The sequence below is a fragment of the Flavobacterium sp. 316 genome (assembly GCF_000967805.1).
GTDB lineage: Bacteria > Bacteroidota > Bacteroidia > Flavobacteriales > Flavobacteriaceae > Flavobacterium > Flavobacterium sediminilitoris.
Map to the genome: position 1 here is coordinate 149,069 of NZ_JYGZ01000001.1, position 21,364 is coordinate 170,432.

The following is a 21,364-nucleotide window of genomic DNA, read 5'->3' on the forward strand; positions in this document are numbered from 1 at the left end:
AATTTGTGTTAATTTGTGGAATCTGTGTTTTTTTCTAAAGTTTAATTCAAGTTTACTTTCCTTATCTTTGCTTTATAAAATAGAATTATGCCTAGAATACTCGCTATAGATTATGGATTAAAGCGCACAGGAATTGCAGTTACCGATGAAATGCAAATTATAGCATCAGGATTAACCACAATTGCTTCTGATACTTTAGTTGTTTTCTTAAAAGATTATTTTTCGAAAGAAAAAGTAGAAAAAGTAATTATTGGTGAACCGAAACAAATGGATGGAACTCCTTCCGAAAGTGCTCCTATCATTGAAAAATTTATAAAAGTGTTCCAAAAAGAATTTCCTGAAATGAAATTGGATAGAGTAGATGAGCGATTTACTTCAAAAATGGCTTTTCAGACAATGATTGATAGTGGTTTGAAGAAAAACCAACGTAAAAATAAAGGCCTAATAGACGAAATTGCAGCTACTATTCTTTTGCAAGATTATTTACAGTACAAACGATAAACTTTTTTGAATAATGAGAGAGCAATTAGATACTAAAGACCAATTAATATTAGAAATTTTACAAAATGATTCTACTATTTCTGTGAAAGATATAGGAGAAAAAATAGGACTTTCGTTTACACCAACTTACGAGCGTATCAAAAATTTAGAACGCAACGGTGTCATAAAAAAATATGTCGCTTTAGTAGACCGTTTTAAAATTGGAGTTGAAATCGTAGTATATTGTAATGTTACCTTGAAAGAGCAATCCAAAGAAGCGTTAGATGAATTTGAAAGAATTATAACGCCAATTCCTCAAGTTTTAGATGTCATTAGCTTATCAGGAAATTACGATTATATGCTAAAAATTGTCGCAGAAGATATAAAATCCTATAATGACTTTGTGGTGAATGTGATTTCTAATATTCCAAACATAGGGCAATATCATAGTAGTATTGTAATGAATGAATGTAAAAAGGAAACAGCTTATCCTTTGAAGGTAAAGTAGGATATTAATTTAGTAGATGTTAGAAGGGAATATAAAGTAAAACACGCAAAAGACTCCTAAATGAGAATATATTCAGCGATACAAATTGGAGATTATCATCAAAATAATTGTGAAGATCATTTGTATATTGGAGAATATGGAAAAAATAAAATACTCTGTGCAGTAATGGATGGTTGCACAACTGCATTGGAGAGTCATTTTGCTTCAACTTTAGTTGGAAAAATTCTAAAGAAAATCTGCATTGAAAAAGGTTATAAAGAATTTATTGAACAAAATAATTTACAATTCAATATTGAAGAAGATTTAAAATCAATTCTCAAGGATTTATTAAATGAACTCAAAATTGTGAAAAATTCATTAATGCTTGACTCCAAAGAGTTATTGACAACTTTAATCATAATGTTGATTGATAAAAATAATGAGCAAGGAATAGTTTTAGCAATTGGAGATGGGTTTGTAAATATTAATGGTAAAATAACTGAATTTGAACAAGACAACAAACCCGATTATTTAGGTTTTCATTTATCTGAGGATTTTGAAACATTTTATAATTCTCAAAAGCAGAAAATCGAATTTAACAAAATAATAGATTTGAGTATTTCGACTGACGGAATATTTACATTTGAGAAATTAGTATCAAATAAATTCAAAGAGGAGATTAATATAATCGAGTTTTTAACAACCGAAAAAACGAATTGCGAAAAAAACGAAATGCTTAATCTAAAACTAAAGATATTAGAAAACGAATTTGGATTAAAGCCCACTGATGATTTTTCTATTATAAGAATAATGGAATGAAAATTGAGATTAGAATTAAACTAGTAAGCGATAGTCTAGGATTAATCTTAATTTGTAGTATAAAAAAACCTTTGTCAAAATTTAAAACTTTAACAAAGGTTTTTATTTTATTCAAACCTACTCTTCACTTCCTCAAAATTGGCCACAATCAAATCATTACCTAAATTTCCAATACTTCCTTCATGTGAATGATTGATAGCATAATTAGGTTCAAACGTATTGTTTTCAATAGCTAAACCAATATTTTTATAAGCATCTCTAAACGCAATTCCATCTAAAACTTGTTGGTTTACATTTTCTACGCTAAACATGTATTTGTACTTTTCATCTTTTACTATTTCTGGTTTTATTTGAATGTGTGCCAACATAAAATCGAACATTTCCAAACAATCTTTTAAAGAAGTTAGAGCTGGAAACAGAATCTCCTTCGTCAACTGAACATCTCTATGATAACCAGAAGGTAAATTATTGGTAACCAAAATCAATTCGTTTGGAACTGCCTGAATTCTATTGCATTTGGCTCTCATAATTTCAAAAACATCTGGATTTTTTTTGTGAGGCATAATGCTACTTCCAGTTGTTAACGAATCTGGAAAAGAAATGAAACCAAAATTCTGATTTAAATACAAACACATATCAAAAGCAAATTTGCTCAATGTACCAGCCATAGTAGCTAAAGCCATTCCAACAATCTTTTCCGATTTTCCTCTTGTCATTTGTGCATAAACCGAATTTACATTTAAGGCTTTAAAGTTCAATAATTCAGTGGTTAAAGTTCTATTCAACGGAAAAGAGGTACCATAACCAGCTCCAGAACCTAATGGGTTTTTATTCACTATATTATAAGCAGCTAAAAAGACTTCCAAATCGTCAATTAAACTTTCCGCATAAGCCCCAAACCAAAGTCCAAACGAAGAAGGCATAGCAATTTGTAAATGAGTATAACCTGGTAAAAGCGTGTTTTTATGTTGATTGCTTAATTGAATTAAAGTATTGAAAAGAGTTTCTGTTAGTGAAACAATATCTAAAATTTCAGCTTTGAAATACAATTTTAAATCAGTTAAAACTTGATCATTTCTAGAACGACCACTGTGAATTTTTTTACCAATATCTCCAATTCGTTGAATTAATAAATGTTCTACTTGCGAATGAACATCCTCTATTCCTTCTTCAATTTCAAAATTATTAGCTTTAATTTCAGTTAGAATCACTTTTAACTCTTTTTCAATCAATTGCCATTCGTTATCGTTTAATAGTCCAATAGAATGTAGCATTTCACAATGAGCTAATGAACCTTGAACATCATATTTTGCTAAAGAATAATCAAACTCAATATCATTTCCAACTGTAAATTGCTCTACAATTGAAGTATGTTCTAAATTAGAATGATTTGTTTTTTGCCAAATTTTAGTTGCCATTGTTAGAGTATTTTAGTTAAAATAGAAATATAAATTTCTATAGCTTCTTTAATTTCGTTTGTATAAATAAATTCATCACTACTGTGAGAACGAGTTGATAAACCTGGTCCCATTTTTAAAGACGGACAAGGAATTACAGCTTGATCTGATGAAGTTGGAGAGCCATAATACGTTCTTCCAATGGCTAAACCAGCTTTCACATAAGGATGATCCATTGGAATAGAAGAGGAGTTCAATCGTAAAGAACGAGCTGTTACTTTTGATTGTACGTTTTCTTTTACCAAATGATACACTTCTTCATTTGAATACAATTCATTGGTACGAACATCAACTGTAAATTGGCACGAATTCGGAACTACATTATGTTGCGAACCACTGTTAATAATTGTTGGAGTCATTTTAACTTCGCCCAAAATAGGCGAAATTCTATCAAATTTATATTGGGTAAACCAATGAATATCTTTTATCGCATTTAAAATAGCATTATCTTCATTAGGATGTGCAGCATGAGAAGAAGTACCAGAAGCTTCACAATCTAAAACCAATAATCCTTTTTCAGCTATAGCCAAATTCATTTCGGTTGGTTCACCTACAATAGCAAAGTCAATTTTCCCTAATTCTTTATAAATCGATTCAACACCATTTACACCTGAAATTTCTTCTTCTGCAGTTGCAGTTATGATGAGGTTGTAGTTTAAATTTTCTTTCTCATAGAAATTTAAAAAAGTACAAATTAAACTAACCAAAGCACCACCAGCATCATTACTACCTAGACCAAATAGTTTTCCATCTTTTTCAATTGGCTCAAATGGATTTAAAGTATAACCCGTATTTGGCTTCACAGTATCATGATGAGAATTTAATAAAATAGTAGGTTTTGAAGCATCATAATATTTATTATAAGCCCAAATGTTATTCATACTACGATGAGTTGGAATCTCATGAGATTTAAAAAAATCTTCTATAATAGCTGCTGTCTCGTCTTCGCTTTTACTAAAAGAAGGGGTTGCTATTAACTGTTTTAAGAGCGAAATAGCAATTTCATATAAATTAATAGCTGTGCTATTTGATGATTTTGGTGTATTCATTTGATGTATTATTTAAAAAACTCAAAACATTTGTTGCTTTTAAAACTGCTATTGTTGCAACTCCGTTTTGTAGCGCATTAAAACAATTATCAAGCTTAGGTAACATTCCTTTAGAAATGACACCTTCTTTTTTTAATTGTTTAAATTGTTCAAGATTTAGGGTTTGAATAACTGAGTTATCATCATTAGGATGTAATAAAACACCTTTTTTTTCAAAACAGTACAATAAAGATACTTCATATTTTGATGCTAAACTAATAGCTAAAGCATTTGCAATAGAATCGGCATTTGTATTTAATAATTGACCGTTTCCATTGTGTGTAATTGCATTTACAACAGGTGTTAATCCAAAACGTATTAGATTTTCAATAAAATCAGTATTCACACTATTTTCATTTAAATCGCCTACAAATCCATAATCAATTGTGGGATGAACTCTTTTTGTAGTTTGTATCAAATTAGCATCAACACCCGATAATCCAATGCTGTTTTTATTATTTTTTTGCAATAAAGCCACAATGTTTTTATTGATATAACCTGCATAAACCATTGTTGCAATTTTGATAGTTTCTGCATCTGTAATACGTCGGCCTTCAATTAATTGTTGTGGAATATTTAGTTTTTCAGCTAAATCAGTAGCTAATTTTCCACCACCATGAACCAAAATAAAAGGAGTTTGAATAGTAGCAATAGTTTCGATAAAAAGATTTAATTCCTCTACATTATCAATACTATTACCACCTATTTTTATAATTAAAACCTTTTGATTACTCATGATTCTCTAATATTTTTTGTAGAACTATTTGCGCAGCATAAGTTCTGTTATTAGCCTGTTGATACACCAATGAATTTTCGCTATCTAAAACCTCATCACTTATTTCAACATTTCTTCTCACAGGTAAACAATGCATTATTTTAGCATTATTAGTTCCTCTCAATTTATCATTAGTAAGCATCCAATCTTCTTCAACAGGAATTACTTTTCCATAATCTTGAAATGAAGACCAGTTTTTTACATATACAAAATCTGCATTTTCTAATGCTTTTTCTTGATTGTATTCAATCTTTGCATCTCGTGTAAATTTTGTATCCAATTCATAACCTACGGGATGCGTAATCACAAAATCATAATCCGTTTGATTCATCCATTGTGCAAATGAGTTTCCAACAGCATGTGGAATAGCTTTTATATGCGGTGCCCAAGTTAGAACTACTTTTGGTTTCTTATTCTTTGGTAAATGTTCCTCAATAGTAATACAATCTGCTAAGCTTTGAAATGGATGTAAGGTTGCTGACTCTAAAGAAACTACAGGAACTTTTGCATACTTTTCAAATAAGGTATACACTTTTTCAGTAATATCCTCTTCTTTATTGGTTAAACTAGCAAAACAACGAATTCCTATAATATCACAATACTGACTTAAAACATTGGCAGCATCTTTTACATGTTCAACCGTATTTCCGTTCATAATAGCTCCATCTTCAAATTCCCACGTCCATGCTTCTTGATTAGCATTTAATATAATAGTGTGTAAACCCAAATTTTGAGCAGCTTTTTGAGTACTTAATCTGGTTCTTAAACTTGAATTTAGAAACACTAAACCTATTGTTTTTCCCTTACCAAGATGATTATTTTGTTGAGGTGTTTTTTTTAGAGTAATTGCCTCTTTTACTATTGTATGTAAATCTGTAATGTCATTTACAGAGAAGAATTTTTTCATTTTTTTTACTATTTAATTTTGAAACCGTTTTGAATGCACTGATAAAAACATCTAACTCTTTTTTAGAGATGTTTAAAGCAGGTAAAATCCGTAGTGTATTTGGGCAAGATGCATTTCCAGTTAAAATATTAAAATCGCTCAGTAATTGATTTCTGAATGGAGCGCATGGTGTTTTTAATTCAATGCCAAACATTAAACCTTTGTATCTTATTTCTTTAACACTTTCATTATCTTTTAATTGTTCATAAAGATAATCTCCCATTTCAGTAGCATTTTGAATTAAATTTTCTGCTTCAATAATTTCTAAAACAGCTTTTGAAGCTGCACAAGCCAAATAATTTCCTCCAAAAGTAGTACCTAATAAACCGTGTTTGGCTTCAATTTTTGGTGAAATAATTACTCCACCAACAGGAAATCCATTTCCCATTCCTTTTGCAATCGTAATAATATCTGCTTGAACATTGGCATGTTGGTGCGCAAAGAATTTACCAGTTCTTCCATAACCCGATTGTATTTCGTCAGCAATAAATAAAGCATTGTTCTCATTACAAAGGCTTCTAATTTTTTGTAAAAAAGCAGTTGTTGGAATTTGAACACCACCAACTCCCTGTATGCCTTCAATTATTACAGCCGCAATATCTTTGTGCTCTTGAAATGTTTTTTCTAACGCTTCTTCATCATTAAAAGGCAAGAAAATAAAAGCATCAGTTTCATTAATTGGCGCAATTATTTTTTTATTATCAGTTGCCGCTACCGCTGCGGAAGTTCTTCCATGAAAAGCTTTTGTAAAACAAACTACTTTCTTTCTGTTAGTATGAAAAGAAGCTAGTTTCAAAGCATTTTCATTAGCTTCAGCTCCAGAATTACACATAAAGAATTCATAATTTTCATAATGGCTTATTTTCCCTAACAATTTAGCAACTTCTTCTTGAATTGGAATTCGTACAGAATTAGAGTAAAAACCAATATTGTGCAATTGTTTTGTAATCGTTTTTACATAAACTGGATGACTATGGCCAACGGAGATTACCGCATGACCACCATATAAATCTAAATACTTTTCCTCTTTATCATTCCATAGATAACTTCCTTCTGCCGAAACAAAGTTTAAATCGAATAACGGATATACATCAAATAATTTCATATGTAGAATATTAATTGTTTTTTAAGGTCATATGGTATCGCATGTTTTATAGTTTTTTTCAAAAAGCTTTTATAATTGCGATTTCATTTTTTTATGTTTTAAAATGCCGAAGCTTTTAATTTTAAACCTAATTTAGATTCCCAACCTAACATTAAGTTCATGTTTTGAATAGCTTGTCCTGAAGCTCCTTTTACTAAATTGTCAATAACCGAATGTATGACTATTTGGTTTTCTTGTTTTTCAATATGAATGAGACACTTGTTTGTATTTACTACCTGTTTTAAATCGATTGTATTTTTAGAAATAAATACAAAAGGATTGTCTTTATAAAAAGTTTCATACATAGCATAAAGAGTCTCTAACGACAAAAAAGTCTCTAAAGTTGAACTGGTAAAAATACCTCTAGTAAAATCGCCTCTCCATGGCACAAATTCTAATTGTACTTTTTCTTTATTTAAACTTTCTAATGTTTTACAGATTTCAGGAACATGCTGATGATTTAAAGTTTTATAGGCCGAAATATTATTGGTTCTCCAACTAAAATGCGATGTAGCTTGCAATTGTTGTCCTGCACCAGTTGAGCCAGTAATTCCAGTTGTATACACTTTGTTTAGTAATTTTTCTTTTGCTAATGGAAGTAGAGCTAATTGAATAGCAGTAGCAAAACAACCCGGATTAGCCACATAATTACTCTTTTTAATTATTTCCTCATTAACTTCTGATAAACCATAGACAAATTCCCCTTTATTAAATAGTCCATCTAGTCTAAAATCATTTCCTAAATCAATAATTTTTATTTCATCAGAAATAGTATTGCTTTCAATCCAAACCTTACTCTCTTTGTGCGGTAAGCATAGAAAAAGAACATCAATATTGTTTGAATACTCATTTGTAAACACTAAATCCGTTTCTCCAATTAAATCTGTGTGAACAATATTAATAGGTTGACCATTACAACTTCTGCTTAGAGCAAAAGAAATTACTACATTAGGATGATTGAGCAGTAAACGAATAAGTTCTCCACCTGTATAACCTGCTGCACCAATAATTCCTGTTTTTATTTTAGTTTGCATCTACTTCTGTTTTATTAGCATTCACTTTGTGATAAATAGAAAGAGAATTGCTTATAATTTTTGAATACCCTTTTACATCATCACCAGACCATCCTAAATTCATTTCTCCATAACTTCCAAACTTAGTATTCATTAAATCATTTTCTGATGATATTCCATTTATTACAAAACGATAGGGAAGTAGTGTAATAAAAACTTTTCCATTGACTTTATCTTGAGTACTTTCAAAGAAAGTTTCAATATCGCGCATAGCCGGATCTAAAAATAAACCTTCATGTAACCAGCTTCCATACCATTCAGATAATTGTGATTTTAAGTTCAATTGAAATTTTGAAAGCGTGTGTTTTTCTAATAAATGATGTGCTTTTAAAATTAAAGTAGCTGCTGCTGCCTCAAAACCAACTCTTCCTTTTATGCCTACAATGGTATCGCCAACATGAATATCTCTTCCAATTGCAAAAGGAGAGGCTATGCTTTCTAAATACTGAATAGCTTCACTAGAATGTGAAAAAGTTTCATTATTTACACTTGTTAATTCTCCTTTTGTAAATTGAAGTACAACTTCTGTTTTATCTGTTTCCGTTTTACTTAATTGAGAAGGAAAAGCTGTTTCGGGTAAATAAAGACTAGATGTTAATGTTTCTTTTCCACCAACAGAAGTTCCCCATAATCCTTTATTAATAGAATATTGTGCCTTTTCAAAATTAATTTCAAAACCATTTTCTTCCAAAAATTCAATTTCTGCTTCTCTAGATAGTTTTAAATCTCTTATAGGAGTTACAATTTCAACAGTAGGACATAATATATTAAAAATAACATCAAATCTTACCTGATCGTTTCCTGCACCAGTACTTCCATGAGCAATAGCATTTGCTTCTATTGCTATTGCATATTCGGCAATTGATTTTGCTTGAATAGTTCTTTCCGCACTTACAGAAAGTGGATAAGTGTTGTTTTTTAAAACATTACCAAATATTAAATATTTTACACAAGATTCATAATAACTTTCTATTGCATTGACACATGTATAAGAATGAACGCCTAATTCATAAGCACGCTTTTCAATTGCTAAAATTTCTGCTGTAGAGAAGCCTCCTGTGTTTATTGTAACAGCATGAACTTCATATCCTAATTTTTTTGATAAATATACGGCACAAAATGAAGTGTCTAAACCACCACTATATGCTAAAACTATTTTCTTCATTTTCTCTTTTTTGATTTAATTTATCGTCTTTATCGTACATCATAGCTGTACAAAGACAATTTTTTTTATTTTTTGAAATTAATATTTCATAATTGATACAACTTTTACAGCCATCCCAAAATTTCTCATCCTGAGTAATTTCAGAATATGTAATAGGCTCATAACCTAATTCACTATTAATCTTCATGACCGCTAACCCTGTTGTTAATCCAAAGATTTTTGCTTCAGGATATTTCTGCCTAGATAGTTTGAAAATTTCCTTTTTTATGCTTCTTGCTAGCCCCATAATTCTGTATTTTGGAGCAACAATTAATCCGGAGTTAACAACAAATTTTTCTTCACTCCATGTTTCTATATAACAGAAACCAGCCCATTCATTCTCTTCAGTAATGGCAATGATGGCATTTCCTTCTGTTATCTTTTTATTTAAATATTCAACGGAACGCTTTGCGATTCCTGTACCTCTAACTTTAGCTGAGTTTTCCATTTCTGCAATAATTGTCTCACAAAAAATAGAATGGTTAGCATTCGTTTGTTCAATTTTGATCACCATTACACCAAATTTTCGGCAAATCTAAATAAAATATTTATACAAAGCACAAAAAACAGATAAAATAACTTTTATTTAATATTTATAAGGTATAATATCTTTATATGTCAATTAAATCAGATAATGAATATATATTGTTGTAGGGTTAGGATACTTATAATAAATATTTTACTTAATTTTGCATTCTAAATTTTAGAAAATGATTTTACCAATATATGGCTATGGTGAGCCTGTTTTAAGAAAAGTAGGAGAAGAAATAACAAAAGATTACCCTAATTTAAAAGAAACAATTGCCAATATGTATGAGACAATGTATCATGCTTATGGTGTAGGATTAGCTGCTCCACAAGTAGGTTTGGCTATTCGTGTTTTTCTAGTAGATACTTCTCCTTTTGCAGAAAGTGATGATATATCAAAAGAAGAAGCAGAAGAACTAAAAACGTTTAAACAAACATTCATTAATGCTAAGATAATTAAAGAAGAAGGTGATCTTTGGGGATTTAATGAAGGATGTTTAAGTATTCCAGATGTTAGAGAAGATGTTTTCCGTCATGACACTATTACAATTGAATATTTTGATGAAGATTTTAATAAAAAGACAGAAGTATATTCAGGAATAATAGCAAGAGTAATTCAGCATGAGTATGATCATATTGAGGGTATTTTATTTACAGATCATTTATCAATGTTAAAGAAGAAATTAATAGGGAAGAAGTTGATGAATATAATGGAAGGGAAATCGAGACCAGATTATAAAATGAAATTCGTTAATAAAAAAGGAAGATAATTGATTGTATAATTTGAAATGTAATAAATTTAACAATAAATGACTGTCTTAAAATTGTTGTTTTTATTGTTATTGATATTGAAAAATATATATATTTGCCAACCATAAATAAAAAGAAAAATGAGCATTCAAAAAATATTAGCTATTTCTGGAAAACCAGGTTTATATGAATTAAAAATTCAAACGCGTACTGGTTTTGTTGCTGAGTCATTATTAGATGGTAAAAAAATTACCGTAGGTATGCGTAGTAACGTAAGTTTACTATCTGAAATTGCAGTTTATACCTATTCTGAAGAAATTCGTTTAGCAGACGTTTTTAAAGCAATTGCTACAAAAGAAAATGATGGAGCAGCTATTTCACATAAAGAAAATGATGCTACTTTAAAAGCCTATTTTAGAGAAGTTTTACCAGAATTTGATGAAGATAGAGTATATACTTCAGATATTAAGAAAATTGTAAACTGGTACAATATTTTACAACCAAAAGGATTTGTATCTGTAGAGGCTTTATCTAAAGAAGAAGAAAAAGAAGAAACTGCTGAATAAGTAGTAGAAAATATAAAATAAGAGTCCTCATTTTTTGAGGACTTTTTTAATTACAATAAAAACAAAGTATTTTTTTAATCGATGCCTACATTAAAACATCCAATATACAATATACGCTTTGGTTCAATCTGTTTAAGTTCTTTGTTCTTTTCATCGAGCTATAATATGTTAATTCCAGAATTACCAGCTTATTTAAGTAAACTAGGCGGTGCGGAATACATAGGGCTTATTATTGCCTTGTTTACACTTACGGCTGGTTTATCTCGTCCGTTTAGTGGAAAATTAACAGATACTATAGGTAGAAAACCCGTTATAATTATTGGGGTTATTGTTTGTATTATTTGTGGTTTTCTATATCCTATATTAAGTACTGTTTCTGGTTTTTTACTTTTAAGATTGTTTCATGGTTTTTCAACAGGATTTAGTCCAACCGCAATTTCAGCTTATGTGTCTGATATAATTCCTTCAAAGCGTTGGGGAGAAGCATTAGGAATACAAGGATTGTTTTTTAGTACAGGATTAGCTTTAGGACCAGCAATAGGAAGTTTTATAAAATTACATTATACATTCGATGTTTTATTTTATAGTTCATCTTTTATGGCATTCATGGCAGTTGTTCTTGTTTTTAATATAAAAGAAACACTAATAAACAAACAAGAATTTAAGCTGTCTAATTTAAAAATATCAAAGAAAGATATTTTAGCGAAAGAAGCACTATCTCCTGCACTTATTACATTCTTAGCCTATTCATCTTTCGGAATTATATTAACATTAATTCCAGATTGGAGCGAACATTTAGGCATGGGTAATAAAGGACTATTCTTTATTGTATTTACAATAGCTTCATTATGTATTAGATTTTTAGCAGGAAAATTTTCAGATAGATATAGTCGTATTCCTATTTTAATTTTAGGGCTTACACTTTTATTTATTTCATTAATTGTTATGGGATACTTTAAAACAATATCAGGCTTATTAATAGGATCAATTATATATGGCTTAGCAATTGGAGTTTTATCACCAACTTTAAATGCTTGGACGGTAGATTTAAGTTTTCCAGAATATAGAGGAAGAGCAATTGCAACAATGTATATTGCACTAGAAGCAGGAATAGGTTTAGGAGCCTTGTTTTCAGGACTATTTTACCAAGGAAATGTTATAAGAGTTCCTATAATTTTATATGCTTGTTCTATTGCGGTTTTGATTGCTATAACTTATCTGTTATTCAAACTAAAAACAAAATAATTTTGATTGATCAATATTTAAGGTTTTTATTTCTATTATGTATAATAAAAAGTTACGATTAGTCTTCTAGAAATAAATTTATAATTTTACAGAATCAATTACAATTTTAAAAACACAAATGAGCAATCGCAAAAACCAACTTGAAGCTTTCGGTAGATTATTAGATATTATGGATGATTTACGTGAGAAATGCCCATGGGATAAAAAGCAAACTTTAGAAAGTTTACGTCATTTAACTATTGAAGAAACGTATGAATTAGGTGATGCTATTTTAGATAATGATTTACAGGAAATCAAAAAAGAGTTAGGCGATTTATTATTACACATTGTATTTTATGCTAAAATAGGTAGTGAAACTAATGATTTTGATATTGCAGATGTTGCTAATAGTATTTGTGATAAGCTTATAGATCGTCATCCTCATATTTATGGTGATGTTGTAGTTGCAAATGAAGAGGAAGTAAAGCAAAATTGGGAAAAATTAAAACTAAAAGAAGGCAAAAAATCAGTTTTAGAAGGTGTTCCAAAGAGTTTGCCTGCTTTAGTAAAAGCGAGTCGAATTCAAGATAAGGTAAAAGGAGTAGGTTTTGATTGGGAAGAATCACACCAAGTTTGGGATAAAGTTCAAGAAGAATTACAAGAGTTACAAGAAGAAGTAAAAATAGGAGATCAGGATAAAATTGAGGCTGAATTTGGCGATGTAATGTTTTCAATGATAAATTATGCTCGTTTTTTAAAGGTTAATCCAGAAGATGCTTTGGAACGAACTAATAAAAAGTTTATGAAACGCTTTATGTACTTAGAAAGTAAAGCGGGAGAATTAGGTAAACCATTATCAGACATGACATTAGCGGAAATGGATGTGTTTTGGGAAGAAGCTAAACGATTATAATATCAAGTAAGTTATCTTTTATACTTATTATAAAAAAATAACCATATAGAAATAGACGATTTAGTATATTTCTATATGGTTAAAATTTATAAGTTATTTTATTTTTTTCTTAAAGTTATAAATTGTTTCATTTACTGTAAACCAGCAGAAGTAAAAAATACCTACCGAGAAGATAATATCACCTATCATGCGTAGCCATTTTAAAAGTTGTACAGTTGGAGAATATAATAATTCAGCATCTCTTGCAAAAGAATATCCTTTTGTAATTGAAGTATAAGCTTGTATAATTCCAATAGGTAAAAGGCTAAAAAGTACCATAGCTACAAGTCCAATATTTAAACACCAAAAAGCTCTTTTTAGTTTTGTGTTTTCCCAATTTCTATCAGAATAAAAACGTAAACAAATAAGAATGAATCCCATGCCTAACATTCCATAGACTCCAAATAAAGCAGTGTGAGCATGAACAGCAGTTGTATTTAATCCTTGAATATAATATAAAGCAATAGGCGGATTAATTAAAAAACCAAAAACACCAGCTCCTACAAAATTCCAGAAAGCAACAGCAATAAAGAAAAAAATAGGCCATTTGTATTTTTGCATCCAAGTTTTACTTTTTAATAAATTCCAGTTTTCTCTGATTTCAAATCCCATTAATGTAAGTGGAACAACTTCTAAAGCACTAAATGTTGCTCCTAATGCAATAGCTTGTACAGGTGTTCCTGAAAAATATAGATGATGTAATGTTCCAATAATTCCACCCGCTAAAAAAATAGATGCAGAAGCAATAGAAACTCTTCCAGCGGTCTTTGCGGCAATGATTTTCATTCTAGAAAATATAAAAGCAATAACAACAGTTGCAAATACTTCAAAAAAGCCTTCTACCCATAAATGAACTAACCACCATCTCCAATAATTAATAACAGGTAAGCTACTGTTTTCACCATACATTAATCCGGAAAAGAAGAACATTCCAATTGCTATTACTGATAGTAATAGAATGATTAATAGATCTTTTGATTCATCATTTTTTCGTATAGCATAAAGGATATGACGACTTACCATTATTACCCAAAGTACTAATCCAACAGCTAATAAAAGTTGCCAAAATCGTCCTAAATCCATGTATTCATAACCTTGATGACCAAAGAAAAAATTGGTAGTTAAATCTAAAAACTGATGTACACCAAGCCATTCTCCCAGCATAGAACCTAGAACAATAACTAATAGAGCAACAAAAAGGAAATTGATACCAAAAATTTGATATTTCATTTCTTTACCTGAAATCATAGGTGCTAAGAATAAGCCTGTTGCTAACCAAGTTGCTGCAATCCAAAATACAGCTAATTGTGTGTGCCAAGTTCTAGAAACAGAGTAAGGGAGAAAGTTTGCTAAATCAAAGCCAAAAAAGGCTTGTCCTTCAACAGTGTAATGCACAGTGATGATTCCTAAAATAACTTGCAAACCTATTAGTAATGAAATTACAATGAAGTATTTCAAAATAGCTTTTTGAGAAGGGAACAATTTTAGATTCGTTAACGGATCAGTCTCAGGTTTATTGATTAAATCTCCTTTTTCATGGTTAAGTAAATAATAGTAGGTGAGTATACCAATGAAGAGGAGCAATAAAACAATAGATAAACCAGACCAAATGATTGAATCACTAGTAATAGTATTATCAATTAATGGTTCATGAGGCCAATTAGAAGTATAAGTATATTCATGATTTGGTCTATTTGTACTTGCAGCCCAAGAAGTCCAAAACAAGAAAGCATTCAGTTGCGCTAATTTTTCTTTGTCTACTAATGCCCCTTTTGGAATGGCATATTCGGCTTTTCCTTCAGAGAATATTTTTGTATAATGAATCATATTGCTTTTAATGGCATTATATCGTTCTTCTGATATAGTAATGGTATTGGAAGAAATATTAAAAGTATTTGTTTTAATATCTTGAATTAATCGCGCTTTTAAAGTTGCTTTTTTTTCAGCATTTAATTCGTCATAAGGTTGATTGAAATCTATCTTTGCCCAAGCGTTTAGCATATAAATGGCTTCTTTGTGTATCCAGTCGGCTGTCCAATCTGGTGCTACATAACTTCCGTGTCCCCAAATAGAACCTACTTCCATGCCTCCAATAGATTCCCAAACGTTTTGACCTGTTTGTATATCGGCTTTGGTAAAGATTATTTCTGCTGTGTTTTTTAGTATTACTTTTTCAGGAATAGGAGGTTGGGTTTGATAGATTTCTGTTCCCACCCAAATAAGTGCAATAAAGGATAGAATTATAACACTAATAAATATAAGCCATATTTTTTTCATTTTTTTCTTTTTAAGTTTTTAAAGTATTTTATTAACACGTTCTATAGTGTCTTTTTTGTGTAATGATAATCGGATAATTGAATCTTCAAGACCTGTTAAATCATGAATGATATTAGCTTCAAGAGAAATAATGTCTCCTTTTTTTAATTGATATTTTGTATTATCAACACCAAATTGGATACTACCTTCAAATAATTCAATCACAATAGGGAAAGGAGCCTTATGTGCTTTCATAACTTGATTTTTTTGAATTAAAATTCTTATCTCTTTTGTAGTTTGTGTTTCTAAAAGAACTGATACTACAGGTTTAGCTTCATTATAGACTATGTTTTCTATAAGCGACGTTTTTTTCATTAGTTTAATTGATTTAATTGATTTTTGCCAAAAAGAGTTAAACAAATCACCTTAATGCATTCTAGCGCTATGAATACAAAATGGAGTTGACTTTTAGGCACTGAAATTCCTTGTATAATTTTTGAAGCTCTTTCGTCCAAATTTGGGAGTAACCAAATAGTTTGTATAATTAGAATTAAAAAAGCAATAGTAAAAAAGAGTGTATATTTTATTTTAGGTTTTTCATTAGAATAAATAAACAATGCTATAATGGAGAAACTTGAGAATAATTCAACTTTATTTAATGCTCCAAAAACAAGTTTGCCAATACCTAATCCTAGTGAAGTTGTAATATTTGGAGCTTGAAACTTTAACCAAGCTTCCATAAAACTAATGGAACAGATAAAACCTATCCAAATAAAAGTGATTGCAATTGTAAATTTTAGTGTTGATTTTATCATAAAATAGTAAAAGACCTTTTTATCTTTTATTGTGTTAAAAATTAGTATTAACGTTTTAAACAAAAATGTTGTGTATCCATATCATTTACTAGCATTTCTAGTGAAGTATTTTCAAGCATGTTTCTTAACTGTTCTCTTATGGTAATAAATTTGAAATGGAGTGGACAAGGAGAGTTTTCATTGCATTGAGCCAAGCCTAATCCGCAGCCTGTATATATGTTATCTCCATCTAAAATTTTCACAACATGACTTAAAGTAATTGTTTTCATTTTATCTATTTCAATTACAAAACCACCATAAGGGCCTTTAATAGAAGTTACTATGTTATTTCGAGTAAGTTGTTGAAGTATTTTAGCTGTAAAAGCTTGGGGAGAATCAATAGCTTCTGATATTGTTGTTAAACTAACTTTTACATCTTGTTTGGTTTGTTGAGCAATATAAATAATAGCTCTTAATCCATATTCGCATGATTTTGAAAACATAATTTTGTTAGATTTAATGATGCAAAGATATTGATTTTTTATAAAGGACAAAAATATCTTTTATACTTTTTTTTAAATGGTAAAAAATGTTTATTTATAGAGTATTAATAATTGATTAAAAATCTCGGTAATATTTTCAATAGGTAAATCTTCTTTAGGGTTGATTCTTAAAATTTTCATTCTGGCTCTATTTCCTTGTTCTAAGAGAGGATGATTAATAGCATTTCCTTCAACTATGCCTATATATGGTTGTTGTGTAGTTTTATCTTTCCATAGATAACAAAACATTTTCCCATTATAGCAAAAAAACGGCATTTTATATTTAAAATCATTTGTAATATTAGCATCGAGAGAAAGTATAAATTCTCTCAATGCTAAAAATATTCCTTTTGTAGGTTCTTCTAGTTGTAAATAATATTGATCTATATCTTTCATTATTCAGTTGCAATATAAATAGCTACTTCTGCATTAGTTGGATTTTGAGCTTTTTCACCATAAACTTCAAAATCGGTAGTGTATTTTCTGTTCAATGGTGTGTTCCAAATTTTCATCCATTCGTCATAAACAAGTCCTTTTGATAAATCTCCTGTTGTAGTGAATTTTGTGTAATTTCCTTTCATAATTGTTTTCGCAATCATATTTTCAGGAATGTTTTCTAAAGAAAGAACTTGGCATCCAATGTAAGTTGTGTAAGGTTTTGTATGATCACTTTCATAGTCTGAATAAATAGCATAGATAGTATTGTCTACTTTATTGGGTATTTTGTTTATAATATCTTCTGTCATAAATGTATTCCAAAGTGTAGGAATGTCTTTTGCTGCTTGCTGATTTTCGTTTGTAGTTCTCACATTAATTCCAATGATGTGAAAGGCTTCTAATTTTGTGTTTTCCATTTTTTTGAATTTTTAATTGTTCAAAAATAATATTGAGTTATGACAAAGGTATGTCAGGGCTAGAAGAATATTTTTTTCTACAAATTTCAAAATATTCTTGAAGTGACATTTTATGAGGTTCAAAGGTTTCAGTATGTAACTTTAATTTTTGAATTTGATCTATACGAAAAGCACGAAATTCGTTTCGTAATCTACAAAAAGCAATTAAAATCCAATTTTCTTGAGTACTATATAAAGCAAAAGATTCAATGGTTCGTGTAGTAAACTCTTCTTGAAGAGAAGTATAATCAATAGTCATAAGTTGAAATTTACTTATAGCAGATTGAATTGTCATTAAATAATTACTTGTTGTTTTATTTTCAATATTGGTTCTAAAAACAATTCTTTCAGTTAATAGATTAGTAGTTTCTTTTTGTGAATATCGTAAAACGGCTTTTATTTTAATAATGGCATTTGTGTAGTTTTCAACAAGAGACTGATCTTTATTTTTACTAATTAATTTTTCCGCAGTAATTAAAGCATTAGCTTCATTTTCGGTAAACATTATAGGAGGAAGCTGATATCCTTCAAGTAAAGAATATCCTTTGCCTTCTTCTGTAACAATAGGAATTCCTGATTGCTCAAGAGTACGAATGTCTCTGTAAATAGTTCTAATACTAACGTTGTATTTTTCGGCTAATGTTTTGGCAGTAAGTATTTTTTTTGATTGTAGTTGGGTTACAATTGATGTTAATCTTGAAAGTCTTGGTTTTTCGTTTTCATTCATTTTATTCTTGATTTGAATTGTAACTTACACAAATGTACTTAAACTTTTTAAGACTATTTTGATTAGCTCAATACAACTTTTCGTAATGTTTAAACTAGAATTATATTGAGCTTATTTAGTTTTATGCTATTAAATACCAAAAATCTAGTTCCATAGAATTTTCATCTGCTAGCTCTAATAAAGGTGTGCAAAATGGATTTTGAAAATAGCCGAAACAGATTTTTTTTGTTTGTCCAAGTGTTTTTCCGAAGGTAATTTCTGAAAATTTGTTACTCTTAATCTTTCCTATGAAATGCTCGGAAGTGTTTTCAAAAGTATTTAAATAATTGGTTTCTATTGTATTTGAAATCGGAAGTAATTGATTTGCTTTGTTTTCGTTTTTGAGTGAAAATGTACCACATTCTATACATGAAAAATGAAGTGGGATTTGAAAATTATTTTTCTGAATGTGATGAAATTCTATTTTAATGCTTTGTTTTTCAATTAATTTAAAAAAGTTTTGGGCTTCTGGGATTTGCATTAAATTGGTTTCTATATCGTTTAGGTTTTCAAAATTTTCTACAAATAGTACATTAGCATATTCATTTTTAAAATTTCTAACTAAGCAATGAAAAATAAAACCATTTTGTTTAGCTAATTGTATTTCAAATTGTAAAATAGCATTAATTAGTTCATCATCAGTTATGGTATCTTTTTTCTTAAAGCTAGTAAATTCCATTGCTTTTGCAAAATTATTGTTTACTCGAATCATTTTTTTGAGTTTTAAATTAATATCTTTTGCAAATGTATTTTAGACTTACGACAGCCTTATGTCATGGGTAAAAAAGAATTGTATACATTAATGGGAAATAACAAGATATTTTATATATTCTTCAATTTTATATTTTAGTCGGTTTTCTAAATATTCATTAGAACCTGATAATGTTTCGCTTATGAGTATAGCTTCTTTATAATAATTTTGTATTTTTTCAGCGTCCCAATGATTTGGAGGTGATTGTAAATTGGTTATTCTATCGGCTAATTTTATGGCCCAAACTTCTTTCCTTAACTTTTTAATTCGGGTTAAACTATCAATCATTTTTTTTGATTTTTCAATTGTTTCATTTTTTGTAAGTGCTAAAACAGCTTCTGCAATTTCGGTGTTAAAATTAGCTTCAATTTCTTCAAATGTAGTTTCAGTATCTTCAATGGTATCATGAAGTAGTGCAACTTGAATAGCAAAATTCAAATCAAATTCTTTTGAATGTTGTGAGGCAATTAATATTTCCATTGCAACATTACTTAAATGGACAATATAGGGTAATTCACTACCTGATAATACTTGATTCACTGATGTGTGCTTTTTTGCTGCAAATAATAAGGTTTTTTGATATAGTGTTTGTGTATTCATTTGTTTGTTTATGTTTTTTAAAAGCAATCACTATGGCTTTTTTAAAAAGTACCGTAATAGTATTATTCTTAGTAGAAGTTAGTATGGTTTTCTTTTTACATAATGAAATACTTCATTCAAATATATAAAAAGTAGAAGAGAAACGTATAAAAAAAGTCATTCTATACAAAGGTAGGTTTTAAAAAACTTCTTTTTTGTATAAAATGACTACTTGTATGTTTTTGAGTAATATAAAAATTATTTCCCGTCTCTGTCTACTTTAATTCTTTCTGGTCTATTCGCTAATTCCCAAGCAAGTGTAAAAGCAAGTTGAGTTCTTTTAGTTAAAGCATCATATTCAATTTTATCTGGAGTGTCTGTTGGCATATGATAATCATCATGAACACCATTAAAGAAAAAGATAGAAGGAATACCATGTTTTGCAAAGTTGTAATGGTCAGAACGATAGTAAATTTTTTCTGGGTCATTTCTATCATTGTATTTATAATCTAACTCTAGGTTTGTATATTTACTATTTGCTTCTTCATTAATAGTGTGTAATTCAGTGCTTAATCTATCAGAACCAATTACATAAATATAATTATTTGTGTTAGGATGTAATTTGTCTCTACGACCAATCATATCAATATTAATGTCGGCAACTGTATTAGCTAAAGGAAATAATGGATTTTCAGAATAGTAACGAGATCCATGTAACCCATGCTCTTCACCAGTTACGTGTAAGAAAAGAATTGAACGTTTTGGTCCAAAACCATCTTTTTGAGCTTTTTTAAATGCTTGTGCAATTTCTAATAATGCAACAGTTCCAGAACCATCATCATCAGCACCATTATATACTTCTCCATTTTTTGTTCCTACATGATCGTAGTGAGCAGATATTACAAGAATTTCATCTGGTTTTTCACTTCCTTTGATAAAAGCCCATATATTTTCTGAATCATTTAATTTTGGAGCAAAACCTCTTGCCATAAATTCAGAAGGTACTTTTTGATACCAATCTGTAGCTTCTTTAGGAAAACTAATGCCTTCTTTTTTGTATTGATCAATTAAATATTTACCTGCTTTCTTTTGTTCTTCTGTTCCTGTATCTCTTCCGCCCATTTCATCAGAAGCAACAATATATAAATGAGTTTTTAATTCATCCGCAGTAATAGTATTCATATATTTTGACACATCTGCAGGCTTTGTATTTGTAACTTTAGAAGTAGAACTACATCCTAAAAGGAATAAGGATAATAGAGTTCCAGAAATTAATTTGTGATTCATTTT

At 29.4% G+C, this 21,364-nt stretch carries 25 protein-coding genes; 7 read left to right on the forward strand and 18 right to left on the reverse strand.

The genetic code is table 11. The features are described 5' to 3' along the window. Window positions 1-87: 87 nt before the first annotated feature. Genes ruvX through SY27_RS00695 form a run of 3 tightly spaced genes read left to right on the forward strand, consistent with a single transcriptional unit; the run spans window position 88 to window position 1,786 of the window. Entirely contained in the window at window positions 88-501 is a 414-nt protein-coding gene (ruvX, locus tag SY27_RS00685; RefSeq protein WP_045966486.1) for a Holliday junction resolvase RuvX, read from the forward strand. A 13-nt stretch (window positions 502-514) separates the two neighbouring features. Then, a complete protein-coding gene (locus tag SY27_RS00690) occupies window positions 515-988 on the forward strand; it encodes an Lrp/AsnC family transcriptional regulator (RefSeq protein ID WP_045966488.1) in 474 nt (157 codons plus the stop codon). 60 nt (window positions 989-1,048) lie between these two features. After that, window positions 1,049-1,786, forward strand: coding sequence for a protein phosphatase 2C domain-containing protein (locus SY27_RS00695; RefSeq protein WP_045966490.1), 738 nt, complete (start codon window positions 1,049-1,051; stop codon window positions 1,784-1,786). 107 nt (window positions 1,787-1,893) lie between these two features. On the opposite strand, the gene argH is transcribed toward SY27_RS00695, so the two are convergent. The 8 genes from argH to SY27_RS00735 form a co-directional block, all read right to left on the reverse strand. Then, the gene (argH, locus tag SY27_RS00700; RefSeq protein ID WP_045966492.1) at window positions 1,894-3,204 is read right to left on the reverse strand and encodes an argininosuccinate lyase; all 1,311 of its coding nucleotides are present in this window, start codon (window positions 3,202-3,204) and stop codon (window positions 1,894-1,896) included. Between the two features lie 2 nt (window positions 3,205-3,206). Further along, on the reverse strand, window positions 3,207-4,292 hold the full coding sequence (locus tag SY27_RS00705) for a M20 family metallo-hydrolase (protein WP_045966494.1): 1,086 nt from the start codon (window positions 4,290-4,292) through the stop codon (window positions 3,207-3,209). Continuing rightward, complete coding sequence (argB, locus tag SY27_RS00710; RefSeq protein ID WP_045966496.1) at window positions 4,267-5,067, reverse strand: acetylglutamate kinase; 801 nt, start codon at window positions 5,065-5,067, stop codon at window positions 4,267-4,269. The genes SY27_RS00705 and argB overlap by 26 nt, the downstream gene beginning before the upstream one ends. Then, window positions 5,060-6,013 (reverse strand): acetylornithine carbamoyltransferase, encoded by a 954-nt coding sequence (locus SY27_RS00715; protein WP_045966498.1) that lies wholly within the window; start codon window positions 6,011-6,013, stop codon window positions 5,060-5,062. Before SY27_RS00715 ends, argB begins: the two co-directional genes overlap by 8 nt. After that, a complete protein-coding gene (locus SY27_RS00720) occupies window positions 5,988-7,157 on the reverse strand; it encodes an aspartate aminotransferase family protein (RefSeq protein WP_045966500.1) in 1,170 nt (389 codons plus the stop codon). Before SY27_RS00720 ends, SY27_RS00715 begins: the two co-directional genes overlap by 26 nt. A 98-nt stretch (window positions 7,158-7,255) precedes the next feature. Then, window positions 7,256-8,230 (reverse strand): N-acetyl-gamma-glutamyl-phosphate reductase, encoded by a 975-nt coding sequence (gene argC / locus SY27_RS00725; RefSeq protein WP_045966502.1) that lies wholly within the window; start codon window positions 8,228-8,230, stop codon window positions 7,256-7,258. Further along, window positions 8,220-9,434 (reverse strand): argininosuccinate synthase domain-containing protein, encoded by a 1,215-nt coding sequence (locus SY27_RS00730; protein ID WP_045966504.1) that lies wholly within the window; start codon window positions 9,432-9,434, stop codon window positions 8,220-8,222. The genes argC and SY27_RS00730 overlap by 11 nt, the downstream gene beginning before the upstream one ends. Beyond that, complete coding sequence (locus tag SY27_RS00735) at window positions 9,409-9,987, reverse strand: N-acetyltransferase (RefSeq protein ID WP_045966506.1); 579 nt, start codon at window positions 9,985-9,987, stop codon at window positions 9,409-9,411. The genes SY27_RS00730 and SY27_RS00735 overlap by 26 nt, the downstream gene beginning before the upstream one ends. Window positions 9,988-10,183: 196 nt before the next feature. Here SY27_RS00735 and def point away from each other — a divergent pair, with 196 nt between their 5' ends. From def to mazG, 4 genes are all read left to right on the forward strand, one after another. Then, entirely contained in the window at window positions 10,184-10,771 is a 588-nt protein-coding gene (gene def, locus SY27_RS00740; RefSeq protein ID WP_045966508.1) for a peptide deformylase, read from the forward strand. 120 nt (window positions 10,772-10,891) lie between these two features. Further along, window positions 10,892-11,317 carry a DUF5606 domain-containing protein gene (locus tag SY27_RS00745; protein WP_045966510.1) on the forward strand — a complete coding sequence of 142 codons (426 nt, stop codon included), beginning with the start codon at window positions 10,892-10,894 and terminating at the stop codon, window positions 11,315-11,317. 81 nt (window positions 11,318-11,398) lie between these two features. Next, entirely contained in the window at window positions 11,399-12,562 is a 1,164-nt protein-coding gene (locus tag SY27_RS00750) for an MFS transporter (protein ID WP_045966512.1), read from the forward strand. 118 nt (window positions 12,563-12,680) lie between these two features. Beyond that, the gene (mazG, locus tag SY27_RS00755) at window positions 12,681-13,454 is read left to right on the forward strand and encodes a nucleoside triphosphate pyrophosphohydrolase (RefSeq protein ID WP_045966514.1); all 774 of its coding nucleotides are present in this window, start codon (window positions 12,681-12,683) and stop codon (window positions 13,452-13,454) included. Between the two features lie 93 nt (window positions 13,455-13,547). Here the strand turns inward: mazG and SY27_RS00760 are convergent, their stop codons facing one another. The 10 genes from SY27_RS00760 to SY27_RS00805 form a co-directional block, all read right to left on the reverse strand. Then, a complete protein-coding gene (locus SY27_RS00760) occupies window positions 13,548-15,770 on the reverse strand; it encodes a nitric-oxide reductase large subunit (RefSeq protein ID WP_045966516.1) in 2,223 nt (740 codons plus the stop codon). A gap of 18 nt (window positions 15,771-15,788) precedes the next feature. Then, the gene (locus SY27_RS00765) at window positions 15,789-16,124 is read right to left on the reverse strand and encodes a cupin (RefSeq protein WP_045967424.1); all 336 of its coding nucleotides are present in this window, start codon (window positions 16,122-16,124) and stop codon (window positions 15,789-15,791) included. After that, window positions 16,124-16,564, reverse strand: coding sequence for a hypothetical protein (locus SY27_RS00770; protein ID WP_045966518.1), 441 nt, complete (start codon window positions 16,562-16,564; stop codon window positions 16,124-16,126). The genes SY27_RS00765 and SY27_RS00770 overlap by 1 nt, the downstream gene beginning before the upstream one ends. A 47-nt stretch (window positions 16,565-16,611) precedes the next feature. Continuing rightward, window positions 16,612-17,046: an Rrf2 family transcriptional regulator gene (locus tag SY27_RS00775; protein ID WP_045966520.1), complete on the reverse strand. Its 435-nt coding sequence runs from the start codon at window positions 17,044-17,046 to the stop codon at window positions 16,612-16,614. A 90-nt stretch (window positions 17,047-17,136) separates the two neighbouring features. Continuing rightward, complete coding sequence (locus tag SY27_RS00780) at window positions 17,137-17,481, reverse strand: DUF1801 domain-containing protein (RefSeq protein ID WP_045966521.1); 345 nt, start codon at window positions 17,479-17,481, stop codon at window positions 17,137-17,139. Further along, entirely contained in the window at window positions 17,481-17,939 is a 459-nt protein-coding gene (locus tag SY27_RS00785) for a GyrI-like domain-containing protein (protein WP_045966523.1), read from the reverse strand. Before SY27_RS00785 ends, SY27_RS00780 begins: the two co-directional genes overlap by 1 nt. 37 nt (window positions 17,940-17,976) lie before the next feature. Beyond that, window positions 17,977-18,705, reverse strand: coding sequence for a YafY family protein (locus SY27_RS00790; protein ID WP_045966525.1), 729 nt, complete (start codon window positions 18,703-18,705; stop codon window positions 17,977-17,979). Window positions 18,706-18,826: 121 nt separating this feature from the next. Further along, window positions 18,827-19,456, reverse strand: coding sequence for a hypothetical protein (locus SY27_RS00795; protein ID WP_045966527.1), 630 nt, complete (start codon window positions 19,454-19,456; stop codon window positions 18,827-18,829). An 87-nt stretch (window positions 19,457-19,543) separates the two neighbouring features. Further along, the gene (locus SY27_RS00800; RefSeq protein ID WP_045966531.1) at window positions 19,544-20,095 is read right to left on the reverse strand and encodes an HD domain-containing protein; all 552 of its coding nucleotides are present in this window, start codon (window positions 20,093-20,095) and stop codon (window positions 19,544-19,546) included. Between the two features lie 237 nt (window positions 20,096-20,332). Then, entirely contained in the window at window positions 20,333-21,361 is a 1,029-nt protein-coding gene (locus SY27_RS00805) for a M28 family metallopeptidase (protein ID WP_045966533.1), read from the reverse strand. Window positions 21,362-21,364: the final 3 nt, after the last annotated feature.